The organism is Dactylosporangium sp. CA-139114, from assembly GCF_050955725.1.
In the GTDB taxonomy this organism is placed as follows: Bacteria; Actinomycetota; Actinomycetes; order Mycobacteriales; family Micromonosporaceae; genus Dactylosporangium.
In genome coordinates, this window is the sequence record NZ_CP192080.1 from 2,686,040 (window position 1) to 2,702,496 (window position 16,457).

The window sequence follows — 16,457 nt, forward strand, 5'->3', positions numbered from 1 at the left end:
AGGACAATGCGCAGAGAACGCACCGCCGCCATGCTGCTCACGCTCGTGGCGGGGCTCGGCGCCTGCACGAACAACACCAAGACCGGCGACGACCCGGGCGTCGACACCAACCGGCAGGCCAGCGGCGCGATCGCCACCGACCCGAAGGACTCGCAGGGCCCGGCCGCCGAGGTGCCCGGCGCGGCCAAGGGCGGCACCGTGACCGTCATCCGGCAGACGAAGATCGCGCACCTCGACCCCCAGCGCACCTACAGCTTCGTCGGCCTCAACGCCTCGCAGCTCTACGCCCGCCGGCTCACCACCTACAAGGACGACGGGCAGGGGCACGTGACGCTCGTCGGCGACCTCGCGACCACCCCGGGCACGGACGTCAACAAGGACTGCCGCACCTGGCGCTTCACCATCAAGGACCGGGTGAGGTTCGAGGACGGCTCGGCGATCACGGCCCGGGACGTCGCCTACGGCATCGCGCGCTCCTTCGACCTGTCCCTCACCGGCGGCCCGACCTACATCCAGGAGTGGCTCGCCGACTCGCCCCAGTTCGACACCGCGTTCGACTTCAAGCGCGACAAGAGCGCGCTCCCGCCGGGGCTCACCGTCCCCGACGACAGGACGCTGCAGCTCACGTTCGCCAAGCCGCACTGCGACCTGCCCTTCGCCGCGTCCCTGCCGGCGACCGCGCCCGTGCCCGCGGCGAAGGACACCGGCACGCAGTACGACGCCCGGCCCGTCTCCTCCGGGCCGTACAAGATCACCAAGAACGAGGCCGGCACCCAGCTCACGATGGAGCGCAACACCGCGTGGGACCCGGCCACCGACGCGGTGCGCCACCAGTACCCGGACGCGTTCGTCTGGTCGTTCGGGCCCGACCCGGTGACCCAGACCAACCGGATCATCACCGACGGCGGGGCCGACCAGACCGCGGTCTCCTGGAACGGCGTCGACCCGTCGCTGGTGTCCAAGGTGGTCGGGGACGCGGCGCTCAAGGACCGCATCCTGCAGGCCCCGACGCCGCAGCACTTCACGCTCACCATCAACAACCAGCGGGTCACCGACCTCAAGGTGCGCCAGGCGCTCAACTACGCCATCGACCGCGACGGGCTCATCAAGACCCTCGGCGGGGCCACGTTCGCCGCGCCGGTCACGACGCTCATGCCGCCGGCGACGATCGGGTGGAAGCAGTACGACGCCTACCCCGCGGGCAAGAGCGGCGACCCGGCCAAGGCGAAGGAGCTGCTCGGCGGCGCGGCGAAGGAGCTCGTGCTCGCGTTCCCCGACGACGCGACGAACCAGGCCCTCAGCACCCAGCTGGCGGGCAACCTGGAGAAGGCCGGCTTCAAGATCACGCTGAAGGCGATCCCGGCCGACGCGTTCCTCGACGAGACCAAGAAGCGGGACAACCCCTGGGACCTCTACATCGGCTCCTGGGGCGCGGACTGGCCCAGCGGCGCCGCGATCCTGCCGGTGCTCTACGACGGCCGGGCGATCAAGGACGGCGGCAGCAACAACGGCGCCTCCTACCTCAACGCGCCCGCGCTGAACGCCGAGTTCGACCGGGTGCTCGCGCTGCCGGTCGAGCGGCAGGGCGCCGAATGGGCGAAGCTGGACGAGAAGATCATGCGCGAGTTCGCGCCGGTGGTACCGCTCTACGTGCAGGTCATGTTCACGCTGCACGGCTCGAGGGTGCACGGCGTGTTCGTCGACAGCATCTTCGGCAGCCCGCAGTTCGTGAACACCTATGTGAAGTAGGCCGGATGACGAGCTACGTCTCGGTGTGGGTGGGCCGCCCCGGCGGCCCGCCCCGGCAGGTGCAGGACCCCGACCGCCTCCACGGCGCCGCGAGCACGATGAAGGTGGCCGTGCTCGCGGCGCTGTACCGCACCGGCGGCCTCGACGAGCCGGTGCCGGTCGTCAACGACTTCGCAAGCGCCCTGGGCGACGGCTCGCGGTACCACAACGACCGCTCCTACGACGATGACGACGAGGTCTGGCCGCACCTCGGCACCGCGGTGCCCGCCCGGTGGCTGGCCCGCCGGATGATCGTGCGCTCCAGCAACCTGGCCACCAACCTGCTCCTGGCCCGCGTGGGCCTGCCCGCCGTGGCCGAGGTGTGGCGGCTCGCGGGCGCGGCGCACAGCGTGACCGCCCGCGGCATCGAGGACTACGCGGCCCGCGACGCCGGACTGGACAACGTCGTCACCGCCGCCGACCTGGCCGCGCTGTTCACCGCGCTGCACCGCGGCACCCTCGCCGGGCCGCAGGCGTGCGCGGAGATGCTCGACCTGCTCGCCGACCAGCAGTGGCGCGTCGACCTCGCGGCCGGCCTGCCCGACGGGGTGCGCGTCGCGCACAAGAACGGCTGGATGACGGGGGTACGGCACAGCGCCGGCCTCGTCACCCCGCCCGACGCGGAGCCGTACGTGATCGCCGTCTGCACCACCTCGCGGGGCGTCCCGCCGGACGACTACGACGAGCGGGCCTGCCGCCGGATCGCCGAGATCTCCGCGGACGCCTGGGCGGGGCGGGTCCGATGACGATCGAGGCCGTCCGCACGCACCGGGTCAGCGTGGCGCTGCACACCCCGTTCGTCACCGCCCTGCGCACCGCCACGACCGCCGAGAGCCTGATCGTCGAGGTCGTCGACGCCGACGGCCGCTCCGGCTTCGGCGAGGCCCCCGAGGTCTGGAAGGTCACCGGCGAGTCCGTCGCCGGCGCCGAGGCCTGCGTGGCCCAGCTCATCGGGCCCGCGCTCACCGGCCGCGACGCCGATGACCTCAACGCGAACCTGCGCGCGGTCCAGGGCGCCGCCGTGCGCAACTTCGCGGCGAAGGCCGCGGCCGACACCGCCCTGCACGACCTCGCCGCCCGCCGCCTCGGCATCCCGCTCGTGCGGCTGCTCGGCGGCGCCCGGCTGCGCGTGCCCACCGACGTCACCCTGCCCGCGGGCGGCCCCGACGAGCTCGCCGCGGCCGCCGCCGCCCGGGTCGCGGAGGGCTTCCGGGTGCTGAAGGTCAAGGTGGGCAAGGGCGCCGGCGAGCGCGACGCGGCCGCCGCCGACGTGGCCCGCGTCGCCCGCATCCGCGCCGCGGCCGGCCCGGACGCCCGCATCCGCCTCGACGCCAACCAGGGCTGGACCCCGCGCGCCGCGGTGCGGGCCATCCGCGGCATGCAGGACGCGGGCCTGGACGTCGAGCTCGTCGAGCAGCCCGTGCCCGCGGCCGACCTCGACGGGCTGGCCTGGGTCAGCGCCCGCGTCGACGTGCCGATCCTGGCCGACGAGGCGGTCTTCGGGGTCCGCGACCTGACCGAGGTCATCCGCCGCCGCGCCGCCGATCTGGTGAACGTCAAGCTGGCCAAGTGCGGCGGCCTCGGCCCGGCCCGCACCCTGCTCGAGCTCGCCGCCGCGCACGACGTCGGCACCATGGTGGGCTCGATGATGGAGACGGAGATCGGCGTCGGCGCCGCGGCCGCCCTCGTGGCCGCGTGCGGCACCACGGTCGTCTCCGACCTCGACGCGGCCTGGTTCCTGGGCGCCTCCCCGGTGAGCGGCGGCCTGCGCTACGACGGCGCCGAGGTCGTGCTGCCCGACGCGCCAGGACTGGGGCTGAGTCTCGAGGAGCCGTCATGACGCACACCGTGCGCATCCCGCTCGCCACGCTCTACCGCGACCCGGAGCACCGGACCCCGCCGAACGTGGTGACCCAGGCCCTGCTCGGCGACGCGGCCGAGGTCAAGGAGGTCCACGCCGACGGCTGGGCCCGGGTCACCCTGCCCGGCCAGGGCGACTACCCCGGCTGGCTGCCGATCACCCAGCTCGCGGAGGCGGCGGACCTCGACGGCCCGGTGTCCATGGTGGACGCGCTCTCGACGGACCTGCGGGACGAGCCGAACGGGACGCTCGCCATGCCCGGTGTCGCGCTCGGCACCCGGCTCGTCGCGGCCGGCCCGAGCCGCGACGGGTGGCGGCCCGTGCACGTGCCGGGGGCCGCGGAGCCGTTGTGGGTCGCCGAGTCCGACGTGCGCGCCGACGCGCCCGACCCCCTGCGGACCGCGCGGCGGCTGCTCGGCGCCGTGTACGTCTGGGGCGGCCTCTCCCCGCACGGCATCGACTGCTCCGGCCTCGTCCACCTCGCCTGGCGCCGCGCCGGGGTCCGGCTGCCCCGCGACGCCCGCGACCAGGCGGCCGCCGCCGAACCGGTGCCGCTGGGCCGGGAGCGCCGCGGCGACCTGTACTGCTTCGCGCTGCCCGGCGCCCGGATCCACCACGTCGGCATCGTGGTGGAGCCGGGCGTCATGCTGCACGCGTGCGGCGACGCGCGGGTCGTGGTCGAGGAGCCCCTGCCCCCGGCCCGGGCCGCCACGCTCACCGGCGCGGCGCGCCCGATCCTTACGTGAGCTGCGACGGCGACGGCACCAGCTGGACATCGTCCAGATTGACGAACATGAACCGGTGTCCGAACTGGATCTGCACGTACCTGTTCTGGCCCCGGATCACCGTCCGGTCGCCGGGCGCGGAGCCGTCGAAGGACACCGCGCGGTAGTACTCGCCGGGCACGATCCCCGCGACCGCGTACCGCTGCCCGGCCGCGAACGTGTACTGCAGCGGCGTGATCGCCTGGTAGGGCACGCCCGCCGGGTACGCGGCCTGCTCCGGGTACGCGCGGCCGTAGACGGGGATCGTCGCCTTGCCGGGCTTCGGCACCGCGACGAGGCCCGTCGCCCACTTCGCCGTCGGGTGCGCGGGCGGGTTGTGGAACCAGCCGCGCTGCCCGAGGTACCAGATCGCCGTCCAGTCGCCGGAGCGCCCGGCGACGGCGTAGGTCTGGCCGGCCGAGACCCGCGATCCGGTGTCGGACAGGGCCATCGTCGACGCCGAGCCGTCGGGGTGCAGCCCGGGGTCGCTCAGCAGCGGGGCGTTCGCGTCGGGCGCGGTGTGCAGGACCAGCGCGGAGGCGCCGTGGGAAGGGCAGGGGCCGGCCGTCGTACCGTCACAGCCGGTGAACGCGGGCCGGTTCGCGTCGTAGTCCGGGTCGATGGTGACCAGCCCGGTGTGCGCCGTGCCCGTGGCGCGCAAGGGCGCGTGCAGCAGGTCGAAGTAGTGTCCCCAGTCCCAGTAGGGCGCCGGGTCCCAGTGCATCCCGGCCACGGTGGACGGCACGGTGCCCGGCACGTTGTCGTGGCCGACGATGTGGCCGCGGTCGAGCGGGACGTCGAGGCGGGCGGCGAGGTAGCGCACGAGCTTCGCCGACGCGCGGTACATCGCCTCGGTGTACCAGGCGCCCTCGGCCGCGAAGCCCTCGTGCTCGATGCCGACCGAGGCCGCGTTGACGTACCAGTTCCCGGCGTGCCACGCGACGTCCTTGGCCTTCACGTGCTGGGCCACGTGCCCGTCGGCCGAGCGGATGGTGTAGTGCCAGCTGACGTACGCCGGGTCCTGCACCAGCTGCACGGTGCGGTCGTAGTACTCCTCGGTGTCGTGGATGACGATGTAGCGCACCCGCTGGCTCGCCGGCCGGTCGCCGAGGTCGTGGTTGCCGTAGTCCCCGCCGCCGAGATCCGCGTACGGGGCCGGGATCCACTCGCAGGGCAGGTCCGGCGGGCACTCGACGCCGTCGGGCCGCGGCGGCCGGCGCAGCCCGAGCCGGTCGAGCCAGGCCACCTGCGGGCGCACCGCCGCGTGCGCGCTCAGCGTCACGTGCTCGCCGTCGTCGGTGACCCGGTCGGCGCCGTCGCGCAGCGTCGCGTACACCTCGTCGGCGAAGTCCCCGGCCGCGTCGGCGGTGTCCGCGCCGCTGTAGCGGGCGACGGCGCCGTACCAGGCGGCCGGGTCGCTGCCGGCCCCGCCCGGCGCGCCGAGGTCGCGCTGGTAGGAGGCCAGCAGCGCGGCGCCGCCCCGGATGTTGTCCCGCGCGTCGGTGCGCAGCCGGTCCTTGGCGAGCCCGGTGAGCTCGGCGGCCCGGTCGAGCGTCCGCGTCCCCGGCACCGGCGCGCCGGCCGGAGTATCCATCGTGGACGGTCGGGCGGTGTCGCCCCGCGCGTCCTCGATACCGTCGTGGCGGGCGGTGACCGCGGCGACATCGGTGAGGTGCACGGGGCCGAAGCCGCCGCTGGTGCTGGGGGCGCCTCGGTTGGTGTCCCACCGCGACTCCAGGTACGACACGGCGAGGAGCACCTCGGCCGGTACACCCGCCGCCCGGGCCGCGTCGGCGAAGTCTTGTTGTCTCTGCGGTGTAACTCCGGGCGCGACCAGGACGGTGGCGCCGAGCACCGCGACGGCGAAGAGTCTCATGTGGACCTACCAGTTGTCCGAGCCGGGCACGCGGGGCAGCGCCTTGCCCGGCGGTGCGATGAGGTATGCGATGCCGCCGCTGCCGGAGGCGACCGAACCGTCCGCGCGGTGGCGCTTGGTGCGCAGCCACACCTGCTCGAACTCGGTGCGCCGGTAGACGTTGCGGACCGCGTCGTCCGACGACGAGGCCGGGTCGTTGACGATGACGTCGCCGGTCTCGGTGAACCCGACGACCACGAACAGGTGCCCGGAGGTCGAGTAGTTCGCGCCCGTGAGCTCCGAGGCGAGGAACGACTGCGAGGTGACGACCGGGATGCCGGCCGCGATGAAGCGCTCCAGCTCGTCGAGGGAGTGCAGCCGGGTCACGATGCCGGTCAGCCCGAACGTCGCGGCGTAGGCGGTGTTGAACGGCCAGTTCCCGGCGCCGGCGTAGGTGTAGTCGTAGGTCATCCGGGCCGCGTGGTCGACCTGCGGGTCGGCGTAGGACGGGTCGACCCAGGCCAGGTCGGCGGCGCTGGGCCCCCGGCCCCAGTACTCGACGACCATCTCGGTCGAGGTGGGGGAGCACCACGCCTCGCCGCCGCCGTCGTACTGCGGGTACTGTCCGATGTGGATGTTCTGCGAGTACCGCGGGACGGTGAGCTCCCGGCCCCAGGCGATGTGCCCGGCGCTCGGGGCGACCGTGAACCGGTCCGGCACGTTGGAGACCATCGCGCCGACCTGCCGGACGTGCGGGAACGAGGGCCGGCCGGGCTTGCGGAACAGGGTCACGCGGAGGCGGTAGCTGTCCAGCAGCACGCCCTTGGACACGTCGTCGATGGAGAACGTGTCCGTGTAGACGGTGGAGTGGGCGTCGCCCTGACCGTCCACCGAGGACCGTTCGATGTCCTGGTCGCCCGCGGCCCAGCGGCCCATGACGTAGGCCGGGGTGCTCTCGCCGTTCGTGTACGTGCCCAGCAGCTCGACCTGCAGCCAGGTGCCCGCGGGCGTGTCGGCGTTCCAGGAGGCGACGAGCTCGCTCGCGCCGAAGCCGGCCCGCTGTCGCGGTGAGGTCCAGGTGGCGGTCTCCCAGCCGTCCGCGCTGCCGCGCTGCCAGTGCTGGAAGGTGCGCCACCGGTGGAAGGAGATCTGTTCGTCGTGCCTGGCCGGGGTGGTCGGTGGTGCGCCTGGTGGTGCGCCGAGCGGTGCGGCGAGCACGGCGGTCGCGACCAGGGCCGGGATGAGGGCCATCGCTCCTCCAGGGGAAACCTGAGGCGATTGATTGATGGCACGCTATACCGCCACCGGCATCGATGTCGATACCTTCCAACCGGATCCAGTCCGACGAAGGTTTTTTACCGACTGTGCAGCTCGGTCAGGGCCGCGTGCACCACGCCGTCCGAGCGCTCCAGCGCGCGGCGGGCGTTCGCGGCCGGGGTCTGGGCCAGCAGCGCCACCAGGGCGACCTTCGACTCGCCGCCCGCCTCGGCCAGGGCGGTCGTGCAGGCCTCGGCGGGCAGCCCGGTCGCCTGGGCGAGCATGCGCACCTGGCGGCCGCGCAGCTTGCGGTTGCTCGCGACCATGTCGGTCATCAGGTTCGAGTACGTGCGGCCGAGCCGGACCATGACCGCCGTCGACAGCGCGTTGAGCACCAGCTTCTGGGCGGTGCCGGCCTTCATGCGGGTCGAGCCGGTGATCGCCTCGGGGCCGGTGTCGACCGCGATGACCACGTCGGCCAGCTCGGCCAGCGGCGCGTTCGGGTTCGCGGAGATCAGCACGGTGCCGGCCCCGGCGGCGCGGGCGGCCCGCAGCGCGCCGCCGACGTAGGGGGTGGTGCCGCTGGCCGTCGCGCCCACGGCGAGGTCCCCCGCGGCCAGCTCGGCCGCCGCGGCCGCGCCGAGCTCGGCGTCGTCCTCCACGCCCTCGGCCGCGGTGTGCAGAGCCGGGAGCCCGCCCGCGATGTGGGCGACGACCCGCTCGTAGCCGATGCCGAACGTGGGGTGCAGCTCGGCCGCGTCCAGCACCGCCATGCGGCCCGAGGTCCCCGCGCCGAAGTAGTGCATGCGCCCGCCCGCGCGCAGGGCGGTCACCGCGAGCTCGACGGCCTCGGCGACGTCGGGCAGTACCGCGGAAACCGCCGGAGCGACCTTGGCGTCCTCGGCGTTGATGAGCCGGAGCATGTCGAGCGTGGGCAGCTGGTCGATGGCGACCGTGTGCGGGTTGCGCTCCTCGGTGGGCGAGACCCCGGGGGAGACGCTCACCAGCGGCCCCGATCGGCCTTGGTCCGCCGGCTTCGCACCGCGTCGCGGGTCGACTCCAGGGCCGTGCGGGTGCGGTCGTAGGTGCGCTGGGCGACGCCGACGAACACGCAGTCGACCACGGTGAGCTGGGCCAGCCGGCTGGCCATCGCGCCCGAGCGGAACGTGGTCTCCCGCGCGGCCGTGGTCAGCACCAGGTCGGCGACGCGCGTGATCGGCGACTTCGGGAAGTTGGTGAGCGCGACCGTCGTCGCCCCGCGCCGCCCGGCCTCGGCGAAGGCCTCCATCGTGTCCACGGTGGTGCCCGTGTGCGAGATGCCGATCGCGACGTCGCCCTCGCCGAGCAGGGCCGCGCTGGTGAGCGCCAGGTGCAGGTCCGACCACGCGTAGGCGGTCAGCCCGATGCGGTGCAGCTTCGTCTGGAAGTCCTGGGCCACGAACGCGCTCGCGCCCACACCGTAGATGTCGATGCGGCGGGCCGCGGCGATCGCGGTGACGACCTTGCCCAGCGCCTGCAGGTCGAGCTGGGCGGCGGTCTCCTCGACGGCCCGGGCGTCGGCGTAGGCGATGGTCTTGACCACCTGGCCGAGGTCGTCGGAGCGGCTGATGTCGCTGCCGATCGCCTCCTGGGCCGGGTCGTCCTGCACCCGCCCGGCCTCGGCGGCGAGCTTGAGCCGCAGCTCGGGGTAGCCGGAGACGCCGATGGCGCGGCAGAAGCGGATGACCGTGGTCTCGGAGGTGTCGGCGCGCTTGGCCAGCTCCGTGATCGTCATCTGCGCCGCGGTGGCCGCCTCCTCGATGATGATCCGGCCGACCCGCTGCTCGGCCCGTGACAGCGAGGGCAGGAGCCCGCGGATCTTCACGGCCGTGGAGACCTGGCGAGCGTCGTCCGTCATGTGGAAAAGTTTCCGTTGCCTCGTCGGTTTCGTCAATGGAATGCGGTGACGCGATGCCTGAGCCCCTGGTCATCGGTGTTGACGCGGGCGCCACGACCACGCGGTGCGCGCTGAGTGACCTGGACGGCACCGTCCGGGCACGGGCGGAGTCGGGTGGTGCCAACCGCAACTCGAGCGGCGCGGCGCCGGTGGAGGCGCTCACGGCCGCGCTGCGCAATCTACTCGCCCGCTCCGGGGACGACGCCGCGCGGGTCGCGCTCGGGGTGGTCGGGATCGCGGGCGGGGCGGCCGCGCGGGGCGCGACCCAGGCGGCGGCCGAGGCGGCCTGGCGCGCGGCCGGGCTGGGCGGGCGCGTGGTCGCGGTGACCGACCTCGAGGTCGGCTTCGCCGCGGGTTCGCCGGCGCCGGACGGGCTGCTGCTGCTCGCCGGCACCGGGGCGGTCGGGGCCGCGTTCGCGGGCGGGCGGCTGACGCATCGCTGCGACGGGTACGGCTGGCTGCTCGGCGACGAGGGCTCGGCGGTCTGGCTCGGCCGCGCGGGCCTGCGCGCCGTGCTGCGCGCGCTCGACGGCCGTGGCCCGGCCACGGCGCTCACCCGGACGCTGAGCGCCCTGCTCGGCGTCCCGGCCGGCGACGACCAGGCCCTGCTGCGCGCCGCGTTCGACCGCCCGCCCGCCGCGCTCGGTGCCCTCGCGCCGGCCGTGAGCGCGCTCGCCGTGCACGGCGACGCGGTGGCGGTGGCGCTCGTCGAGGAGGCCGCGGAGCATCTGCTGCACACCCTGGAGACGGTCGCCGGGCGCGCCGCGTTGCCCCGTCCGGCCGTCGTGCTCGCGGGCTCCGTCCTGCTGTCGCCCGGCCCGGTGGCCGATCGCATCCGGGCGGCGGTGCGGGAGCGTTACCGGATCGTGCCCATGGCGGCGACGTACGGCCCGGCGGGAGCCCTCTGGCTGGCGATCACGCAGGTCATCGGCGCGGCCCCGGATGCCCGGGTGCACGCCCGCCTGACCCGGTAACAATCTACCGCCTCTTGCAAGTTTGGTTGGAAACCTTCATTGTCATCGACAGACGTCCCTTGTGAAGGAGCGGCGATGAGTCTTCTTTCCCGGCGGGCCCTGCTCGGCTCGAGCGCCCTGGCCGCCGCCTCGGCCACCCTGGGCGCGTGCGCGCTGTCCGGCGGCGACGACAAGCCCTCCAGCACCGAGCAGGGCGCGAAGAACGCCGCGAACCCGCTCGGCGTCAAGCAGGACGCGCCGCTGGAGATCGTCGTGTTCAACGGCGGCTTCGGCGAGGACTACGCCAAGGCGCACGAGGCGATGTACAGCGAGCGGTACCCGCAGGCGCAGATCAAGCACTCGGCGACGCAGCAGATCGGCCAGACGCTGCAGCCCCGCTTCGTCGACGGCAGCCCGCCCGACGTCATCGACAACTCCGGCGCCGGCCAGATCGACTTCAACGGCCTCGTCTCGCAGGACGCCCTGGCCGACCTCGGGCCGCTGCTGGACGCGCCCAGCATCGACGACCCGGCCAAGAAGGTGCGCGACACGCTCCTGCCCGGCTCGCTGCTGCCCGGCACCTACGACGGCAAGACGATGGCGCTCAACTACACCTACACCGTCTACGGGATCTGGTACTCCGCCAAGCTCATGCAGGACAAGGGGTGGCAGTACCCGAAGACGTGGGACGAGATGATCGCCCTGTGCAAGACCGTCAAGGCCGCCGGCATCTCGCCCTGGACCTATCAGGGCAAGCATCCGCGGTACATGTCGTGGCCGATCCTGTCCGCCGCGGCGAAGCTCGCTGGCCAGGACGTGCTCGTGGCCATCGACAACCTCGAGCCCAACGCGTGGAAGCACGAGGCGATCCTCACCGCCGCGGACGCCTACTCGCAGCTGGCGGTCGACGGCTACATCATGCCCGGCTCGGAGGGGCTCGACCACATCCAGTCGCAGACCGAGTGGTGCAAGGGCAAGGCCGTGTTCATCTCGTGCGGCTCCTGGCTGGAGAGCGAGCAGAAGGCCGTCACGCCGCCCGGCTTCCAGATGACGGTCGCGCCGACGCCGAGCCTGTCCGCCTCCGACAAGCTGCCGTTCGAGGCGCTGCGGGGCACGACCGGCGAGCCGTTCATCGTGCCGGCCAAGGCGAAGAACGTCGCCGGCGGGCTGGAGTACCTGCGCGTCATGCTGTCGAAGAAGGGCGCGATCGACTTCACCAACCGGGTCGCGAGCCTCACCTGCGTCGCCGGGCTCGACCAGGGCGTGAACCTGCCGCCCGGGCTGGCGTCGGTCACCAAGGCGCTCAAGGCCTCCGGTGACAAGGGCTTCAACTGGGTGTACAACTCCTACTACCGCAAGCTGGAGCGCGAGCTCGTCGACGCCGCGTGCGGGGCGCTGTTCACCAAGCAGATCAACGCCAAGCAGTTCGTCGAGCAGTGCCAGAAGGGCGCGGACGCGATCGCCAAGGACGACTCCATCAAGAAGTACAAGCGGAGCAGCTGAGGATGCGCCACGGTCGGCGCCTGTTCGCCATCACGTTCCTGCTGCCCGCCGTGGCGGTCTACGCCGTCTTCGTCGTCTCGCCCTACCTGCAGGCGTTCCAGGTCTCCACGACCAACTGGCGCGGCCTGAGCCCGACGTGGGACTACGTCGGGACGGGCAACTTCACGCGGCTGTTGTCGGACGAGTACTTCTGGAACGCCCTGCGGCACAACGCCGTCCTGCTCGCGGTGCTGCCCGTCGCCACCATCGTGCTGGGCCTGTTCTTCGCCTCCATGCTGAACATCCACGGCGTGCGCTTCGGCGCCGTGTACCGCATCGTGTACTTCTTCCCGCAGGTGCTCTCGGTGGCCATCGTCGGCGTGCTCTGGCGCGAGATGTACGCCCCGAACGGCGGCCTCGTCAACGGCTTCCTGCGCGCCGCCGGGCTGGGCTCGCTCGCCCGCACCTGGCTCGGCGACCCCGGCGTGGCCTTCTGGGCGGTGCTCGTCGTGATGGTGTGGAGCAACGTCGGCTTCTACGTGGTGCTCTTCGGCGCCGCGATGTCCGCGATCCCGCGCGAGATCTACGAGGCCGTCATGCTCGAGGGCGCGGGCCGCTTCACCACCCTGTGGCGGATCACCGTGCCACTGCTGTGGGACACGATTCAGGTGGCGTGGGTGTACCTCGCCATCGTCGCCCTGGACGCATTCGCCCTCGTGCAGATCATCACCAACGGCGGCCCCGGGTTCAGCACCGACGTCGTGGGACTGCGGCTCTACAACACGGCCTTCGGCGACGCCAAGTTCGGCTACGCCTCCGCGATCGGCGTCGCGATGTTCTTCGTGACCCTCACGGTCGCGATCGCGTCCCTGCGCCTGACCCGCCGCGAACGCATCGAGTACTGACGTGCGCCCCCGCCTCGGCAACGCCTTCTCCCACGTCTTCCTCTTCGGCTGGGCGCTGCTCACCACCTTCCCGCTGCTGTGGGCGGTGGTCAGCTCCTTCAAGAGCGACGACGAGATCCTTTCGGGCGCCTGGAGCCTGCCGTCGTCGCTGCGCTTCTCGAACTGGACGCGCGCCTGGAACGAGGCCCACATGGGCCGCTACTTCCTCAACAGCACCATCGTGGTCGCCGCCGCGCTGGCCCTGACCATGCTGCTGGGCGCCATGGCCGCCTACGTCCTGGCCCGCTACGAGCTGCGCGGCATGCGCGTCGTCTACTACGCCTTCGCCGGCGGCATGGTCTTCCCCGTGTTCCTGGCCCTGGTGCCGCTCTTCTTCGTGGTCAAGAACCTGGGCCTGCTCGGCACGCTGCCCGGCCTGATCCTCGTCTACACCGCGTACTCGCTGCCGTTCACGGTGTTCTTCCTGACCGCGTTCTTCCGCACCCTGCCGACGGCGGTGGCCGAGGCGGCCCTCGTGGACGGCTGCTCGCACTGGAGCCTGTTCTTCCGCATCATGCTGCCGATGGCCCGGCCGGGGCTGATCAGCGTGGGCATCTTCAACTTCCTCACGCAGTGGAACCAGTACATCTTCCCGATCGTGCTGATGCAGGGCGAGGGCAGCGAGAAGCGCTGGGTCCTGGCGCAGGGCCTGACCGCCCTGGCCGTGAACGAGGGCTACGCGGGCGACTTCGGCGGCCTGTTCGCGGGCATGACGATCGCGATGCTGCCGGTGCTGCTGCTGTACCTGGTCTTCCAGCGCCAGGTCCAGTCCGGCCTCACCGCCGGCCACCTCAAATAGCGGCGGCCGGGCGGCTCAGGTGGCGGACATGATGCGGGCGAGGTTGTCCGGGGCGAAGTACTGCGGGATCGGCGTGCTGCCCTGCATGACGCCGAAGAAGCGGGTCGACTCCGCGGGGCTCGCCGCGATCGTGGCGAACAGCGCGGCCATCTGCGGGCTCGGCGGCTCCATCGACGCCAGCTGGCAGGTCAGCTGGAGGGCCGGCAGGAAGCGGCGGTCGCGCTCCTGCGCGTAGGCCCGCACGGCCGCGTCCAGGTCGCCGCCGCGGAGTCCGCGGTGGACCGCGTCGGCCAGCAGCTGCGCGCACACGAAGGCGTCGGTGATACCCGCGGCCATCACCGGGTCCTTGTGGTAGCCCGCGTCGCCCACCAGGGCCCAGCCCGGCCCGGCCGGCGTGCGGAAGAAGTTCGGCACGTCGGCGGTCGCGTGCATGCGCCCGACCCGTTCGGCGGCGGCGATCCGGGCGGCCACGGACGGTACCCGTGCGAGGGCCTCGGCGTAGTGGGCCTCCACGTCGGTGCGGAAGTCGTGGAACTGCGCGCTCGGGCACGCCACGAACACGCAGGTCGCGTCGTCGTTGGTCGGGAAGAGCACCACCGCGCGGTCGCCCAGCTGGTAGATCTCGGCGTTGTCGCGGGGCTGCAGGCCGCGGTAGTAGGCGTAGTAGCACGCGGTCAGCGACGGGGTGTCGTGGTAGGTCCCGGCACCCGCCTCGCGGGCCACCACCGAGCGCAGGCCGTCCGCGCCGATGACGATCCGGGCGCGCTCCTCGAAGCCGTCGCCGCGGACCCCGGTCACGCGGCCGGACTCGTCGCGCAGCAGGCCCTCGACGGTCACGCCCTCCCGCACCTCGGCCCCGGCCGCGCGGGCGGCGTCCAGGAGGATGGCGTCGAGGACGGTACGGCGCACGCAGTACGGATGCGCGGCTCCGTCCGAGGGCGGGGGCGGGGCGCTGATGACGAACGGGCCGAAGTCCATGGTGAACCGCGCGAGCCGCGGGGCGCCCGCGTTCGCGACGGCGTCGTGCAGGCCCCAGCGGTGCAGCAGGGCCATCCCCGGCACGTGCACGAGGTGCGTCGAGATGACGTCGCTGGGGAACGTGGCCCGGTCGAGCAGGAGCACCCGGTGGCCGGCCCGGGCCAGCAGCATGGCGGTCGGGGAGCCGGCGACGCGCGCGCCGACCACGATGGCGTCGAAGCTCACGGTGCGACCCTACCGCCACCGGTGCCCAGCATCGACGTACATCGTCTGCGGAAAACGGCGCCGAGGTCCTCGCGGCGCAGGGTCGCCTGCACGCCGCCGTCGACCGCAGCGCGGTTGCCGGCGCCGGTGCCGATCAGCACCGCGATCAGCACGGTCACGGCCCCGGCGAGCTGCCCGGCCGACAGCGACCGGCCCAGCGCGATCCAGCGGCGGCCGCGACGACCGCGCTGAGCAGGCCGAACAGGGTCACTTGGGCGGGCGGGCGGGAGGGTCGTCACGCCGCGGAACCGACAGCAGGTAGGCCCCGGCGGTGCCGACCAGCGAGAAGGCGTTGAGCGCGTCGCTGATGCTGACCACGGGCGGGCTGACGGGCCGGCTCGACCGCATCGAGCGGGCCGGCCTGGTGACCCGCTCCCCGGACCCGGCCGACCGGCGCGGCCTCGTGATCACCGGCCGCGGCCGCGAGGTCATCGACGAGGCGGTCGTCATGGGGCTGGACGCGCAGCGCGAGGTGCTGGAGCGCCTGCCCGAGGCGAGCCACAAGCGGCTGTCGGCCCTCCTGCGCGACCTGCTCGCCGCCGCCGAGGCCTGACCTACCCTCGGGCCACACTTCCGCTGGGCCGCTGGGCCGCTGGGCCGCTGGGCCGCTGGGCCGCTGGGCCGCTGGGCCGCTGGGCCGCTGGGCCGCTGGGCCGCTGGGCCGCTGGGCCGCTGGGCCGCTGGGCCGCTGGGCCGCTGGGCCGCTGGGCCGCTGGGCCGCTGGGCCGCTGGGCCGCTGGGCCGCTGGGTCGCCGGGCCGCTGGGCCGCTGGGTCGCTGGGTCGCTGGGTCACACGGTCGCGGTTGCCACCCACATCGTCAGCGTCGCGAGGAAGTCGCCGCGCTCGCCCGCCTCGCCCAGCGCGCCGAACCAGTCCTCGCGCAGGTCGTCCGGGATCAGGCCGGACTCGGCCGGCACCATCGGGTTGACCATCGGCAGCACGGCCGCGGCGGCGAGAGGGTCCGGGAAGTACAGCGCGACCGGCACCGCGCTCACCTCGCGCAGCCCCGCGCCCAGCAGCCGCCGCCGCAGCGTGCGGCCCATGTCGAGGTGCTGGCCGGCCACGGTCGCGAGCAGGTGCTCGCGGACCCGGGCGACCAGCGGCCGGGGCAGCCCGTCGACGGCGACCGACTCCCAGTCGGTGTCGACGAGGCACACGCGCCCGCCGGCCCGGGTGACGCGGGCCAGCTCCGCCACGGCGAGGTCGGGCTCCGCCAGGTGCTGCAACACCCGCTCGCAGCGCACCGCGTCGAACCAGCGATCCGGGAAGTCCAGGGCGGTCACGTCGCCCTGGGTGTACCGCACGCGGGTCCCCTCGTCGCGGGCGACCGCCGCGGCGATCGCGTCGGCCGAGGCGTCGAGCGCCACGATCGCGCCGCTGCCGCACAGCCGGGTCGCGAGCAGCCGCGCGACCTCGCCGGTCCCGGCCCCGGCGTCGAGGATGCGCTGCCCCGGCTCGAGGTGCAGCGCGGCGAACGCGACCTCGCGCACGCGCTGGATCTCGGGGTTCGCGGCCACCTGGTCCAGCGCCCCGTTGAGCCGCCCGCGGGGATCCGGATCGTTCGCCATCCCGCCA

Annotated in this window: 16 protein-coding genes; 9 read left to right on the forward strand and 7 right to left on the reverse strand. The window is 73.5% G+C overall.

Features of this window, described 5'->3' with window-relative positions; genetic code table 11:
* The first annotated feature begins 6 nt into the window (after window positions 1-6).
* The 4 genes from ACQP2P_RS12130 to ACQP2P_RS12145 are packed head-to-tail and all read left to right on the forward strand — an operon-like array spanning window position 7 to window position 4,395.
* The gene (locus ACQP2P_RS12130) at window positions 7-1,749 is read left to right on the forward strand and encodes an ABC transporter substrate-binding protein (RefSeq protein WP_433615617.1); all 1,743 of its coding nucleotides are present in this window, start codon (window positions 7-9) and stop codon (window positions 1,747-1,749) included.
* Between the two features lie 5 nt (window positions 1,750-1,754).
* Window positions 1,755-2,534, forward strand: a complete 780-nt coding sequence (locus ACQP2P_RS12135; protein WP_433615619.1) for a serine hydrolase — start codon at window positions 1,755-1,757, stop codon at window positions 2,532-2,534.
* Complete coding sequence (locus ACQP2P_RS12140) at window positions 2,531-3,628, forward strand: mandelate racemase/muconate lactonizing enzyme family protein (protein WP_433615620.1); 1,098 nt, start codon at window positions 2,531-2,533, stop codon at window positions 3,626-3,628. The genes ACQP2P_RS12135 and ACQP2P_RS12140 overlap by 4 nt, the downstream gene beginning before the upstream one ends.
* Window positions 3,625-4,395, forward strand: a complete 771-nt coding sequence (locus ACQP2P_RS12145; protein WP_433615622.1) for an NlpC/P60 family protein — start codon at window positions 3,625-3,627, stop codon at window positions 4,393-4,395. The genes ACQP2P_RS12140 and ACQP2P_RS12145 overlap by 4 nt, the downstream gene beginning before the upstream one ends.
* On the opposite strand, the gene ACQP2P_RS12150 is transcribed toward ACQP2P_RS12145, so the two are convergent.
* From ACQP2P_RS12150 to ACQP2P_RS12165, 4 genes are all read right to left on the reverse strand, one after another.
* Window positions 4,388-6,289 (reverse strand): N-acetylmuramoyl-L-alanine amidase, encoded by a 1,902-nt coding sequence (locus tag ACQP2P_RS12150; protein ID WP_433615624.1) that lies wholly within the window; start codon window positions 6,287-6,289, stop codon window positions 4,388-4,390. The two genes, ACQP2P_RS12145 and ACQP2P_RS12150, sit on opposite strands and share 8 nt — an antisense overlap.
* Before the next feature lie 6 nt (window positions 6,290-6,295).
* The gene (locus tag ACQP2P_RS12155; protein ID WP_433615625.1) at window positions 6,296-7,519 is read right to left on the reverse strand and encodes a C39 family peptidase; all 1,224 of its coding nucleotides are present in this window, start codon (window positions 7,517-7,519) and stop codon (window positions 6,296-6,298) included.
* Window positions 7,520-7,623: 104 nt separating this feature from the next.
* On the reverse strand, window positions 7,624-8,529 hold the full coding sequence (gene murQ / locus ACQP2P_RS12160; protein WP_433615627.1) for an N-acetylmuramic acid 6-phosphate etherase: 906 nt from the start codon (window positions 8,527-8,529) through the stop codon (window positions 7,624-7,626).
* Window positions 8,526-9,422: a MurR/RpiR family transcriptional regulator gene (locus tag ACQP2P_RS12165; protein WP_433615629.1), complete on the reverse strand. Its 897-nt coding sequence runs from the start codon at window positions 9,420-9,422 to the stop codon at window positions 8,526-8,528. Before ACQP2P_RS12165 ends, murQ begins: the two co-directional genes overlap by 4 nt.
* A gap of 53 nt (window positions 9,423-9,475) precedes the next feature.
* Between ACQP2P_RS12165 and ACQP2P_RS12170 the strand changes: the two genes are divergently transcribed.
* From ACQP2P_RS12170 to ACQP2P_RS12185, 4 genes are all read left to right on the forward strand, one after another.
* Window positions 9,476-10,435, forward strand: a complete 960-nt coding sequence (locus ACQP2P_RS12170) for an N-acetylglucosamine kinase (protein ID WP_433615631.1) — start codon at window positions 9,476-9,478, stop codon at window positions 10,433-10,435.
* 75 nt (window positions 10,436-10,510) lie between these two features.
* The gene (gene ngcE / locus ACQP2P_RS12175) at window positions 10,511-11,917 is read left to right on the forward strand and encodes an N-acetylglucosamine/diacetylchitobiose ABC transporter substrate-binding protein (protein ID WP_433615632.1); all 1,407 of its coding nucleotides are present in this window, start codon (window positions 10,511-10,513) and stop codon (window positions 11,915-11,917) included.
* Window positions 11,918-11,919: 2 nt separating this feature from the next.
* Entirely contained in the window at window positions 11,920-12,801 is an 882-nt protein-coding gene (locus tag ACQP2P_RS12180; protein ID WP_433615634.1) for a carbohydrate ABC transporter permease, read from the forward strand.
* A gap of 1 nt (window position 12,802) precedes the next feature.
* The gene (locus tag ACQP2P_RS12185; RefSeq protein ID WP_433615636.1) at window positions 12,803-13,639 is read left to right on the forward strand and encodes a carbohydrate ABC transporter permease; all 837 of its coding nucleotides are present in this window, start codon (window positions 12,803-12,805) and stop codon (window positions 13,637-13,639) included.
* Window positions 13,640-13,654: 15 nt separating this feature from the next.
* Here the strand turns inward: ACQP2P_RS12185 and ACQP2P_RS12190 are convergent, their stop codons facing one another.
* Both ACQP2P_RS12190 and ACQP2P_RS12195 read right to left on the reverse strand, forming a co-directional pair.
* Window positions 13,655-14,842: an NAD(P)/FAD-dependent oxidoreductase gene (locus ACQP2P_RS12190; RefSeq protein ID WP_433615638.1), complete on the reverse strand. Its 1,188-nt coding sequence runs from the start codon at window positions 14,840-14,842 to the stop codon at window positions 13,655-13,657.
* Window positions 14,839-15,000, reverse strand: coding sequence for a hypothetical protein (locus tag ACQP2P_RS12195; protein WP_433615639.1), 162 nt, complete (start codon window positions 14,998-15,000; stop codon window positions 14,839-14,841). The genes ACQP2P_RS12190 and ACQP2P_RS12195 overlap by 4 nt, the downstream gene beginning before the upstream one ends.
* A gap of 152 nt (window positions 15,001-15,152) precedes the next feature.
* Between ACQP2P_RS12195 and ACQP2P_RS12200 the strand changes: the two genes are divergently transcribed.
* Entirely contained in the window at window positions 15,153-15,434 is a 282-nt protein-coding gene (locus ACQP2P_RS12200; RefSeq protein WP_433615641.1) for a MarR family winged helix-turn-helix transcriptional regulator, read from the forward strand.
* 236 nt (window positions 15,435-15,670) lie between these two features.
* Here ACQP2P_RS12200 and ACQP2P_RS12205 read toward each other — a convergent pair whose 3' ends face one another.
* Window positions 15,671-16,450, reverse strand: a complete 780-nt coding sequence (locus ACQP2P_RS12205; protein WP_433615643.1) for a methyltransferase domain-containing protein — start codon at window positions 16,448-16,450, stop codon at window positions 15,671-15,673.
* Between the last annotated feature and the right edge of the window lie 7 nt (window positions 16,451-16,457).

Coding starts and splice junctions, on each gene's coding strand:
- ngcE (WP_433615632.1), top strand. CDS start 10,511: ATGAGTCTTCTTTCCCGGCGGGCCCTGCTCGGCTCGAGCGCCCTGGCC.
- ACQP2P_RS12150 (WP_433615624.1), bottom strand. CDS start 6,289: ATGAGACTCTTCGCCGTCGCGGTGCTCGGCGCCACCGTCCTGGTCGCG.
- ACQP2P_RS12140 (WP_433615620.1), top strand. CDS start 2,531: ATGACGATCGAGGCCGTCCGCACGCACCGGGTCAGCGTGGCGCTGCAC.
- ACQP2P_RS12180 (WP_433615634.1), top strand. CDS start 11,920: ATGCGCCACGGTCGGCGCCTGTTCGCCATCACGTTCCTGCTGCCCGCC.
- ACQP2P_RS12170 (WP_433615631.1), top strand. CDS start 9,476: ATGCCTGAGCCCCTGGTCATCGGTGTTGACGCGGGCGCCACGACCACG.
- ACQP2P_RS12165 (WP_433615629.1), bottom strand. CDS start 9,422: ATGACGGACGACGCTCGCCAGGTCTCCACGGCCGTGAAGATCCGCGGG.
- ACQP2P_RS12135 (WP_433615619.1), top strand. CDS start 1,755: ATGACGAGCTACGTCTCGGTGTGGGTGGGCCGCCCCGGCGGCCCGCCC.
- ACQP2P_RS12130 (WP_433615617.1), top strand. CDS start 7: ATGCGCAGAGAACGCACCGCCGCCATGCTGCTCACGCTCGTGGCGGGG.
- ACQP2P_RS12205 (WP_433615643.1), bottom strand. CDS start 16,450: ATGGCGAACGATCCGGATCCCCGCGGGCGGCTCAACGGGGCGCTGGAC.
- ACQP2P_RS12145 (WP_433615622.1), top strand. CDS start 3,625: ATGACGCACACCGTGCGCATCCCGCTCGCCACGCTCTACCGCGACCCG.
- ACQP2P_RS12155 (WP_433615625.1), bottom strand. CDS start 7,519: ATGGCCCTCATCCCGGCCCTGGTCGCGACCGCCGTGCTCGCCGCACCG.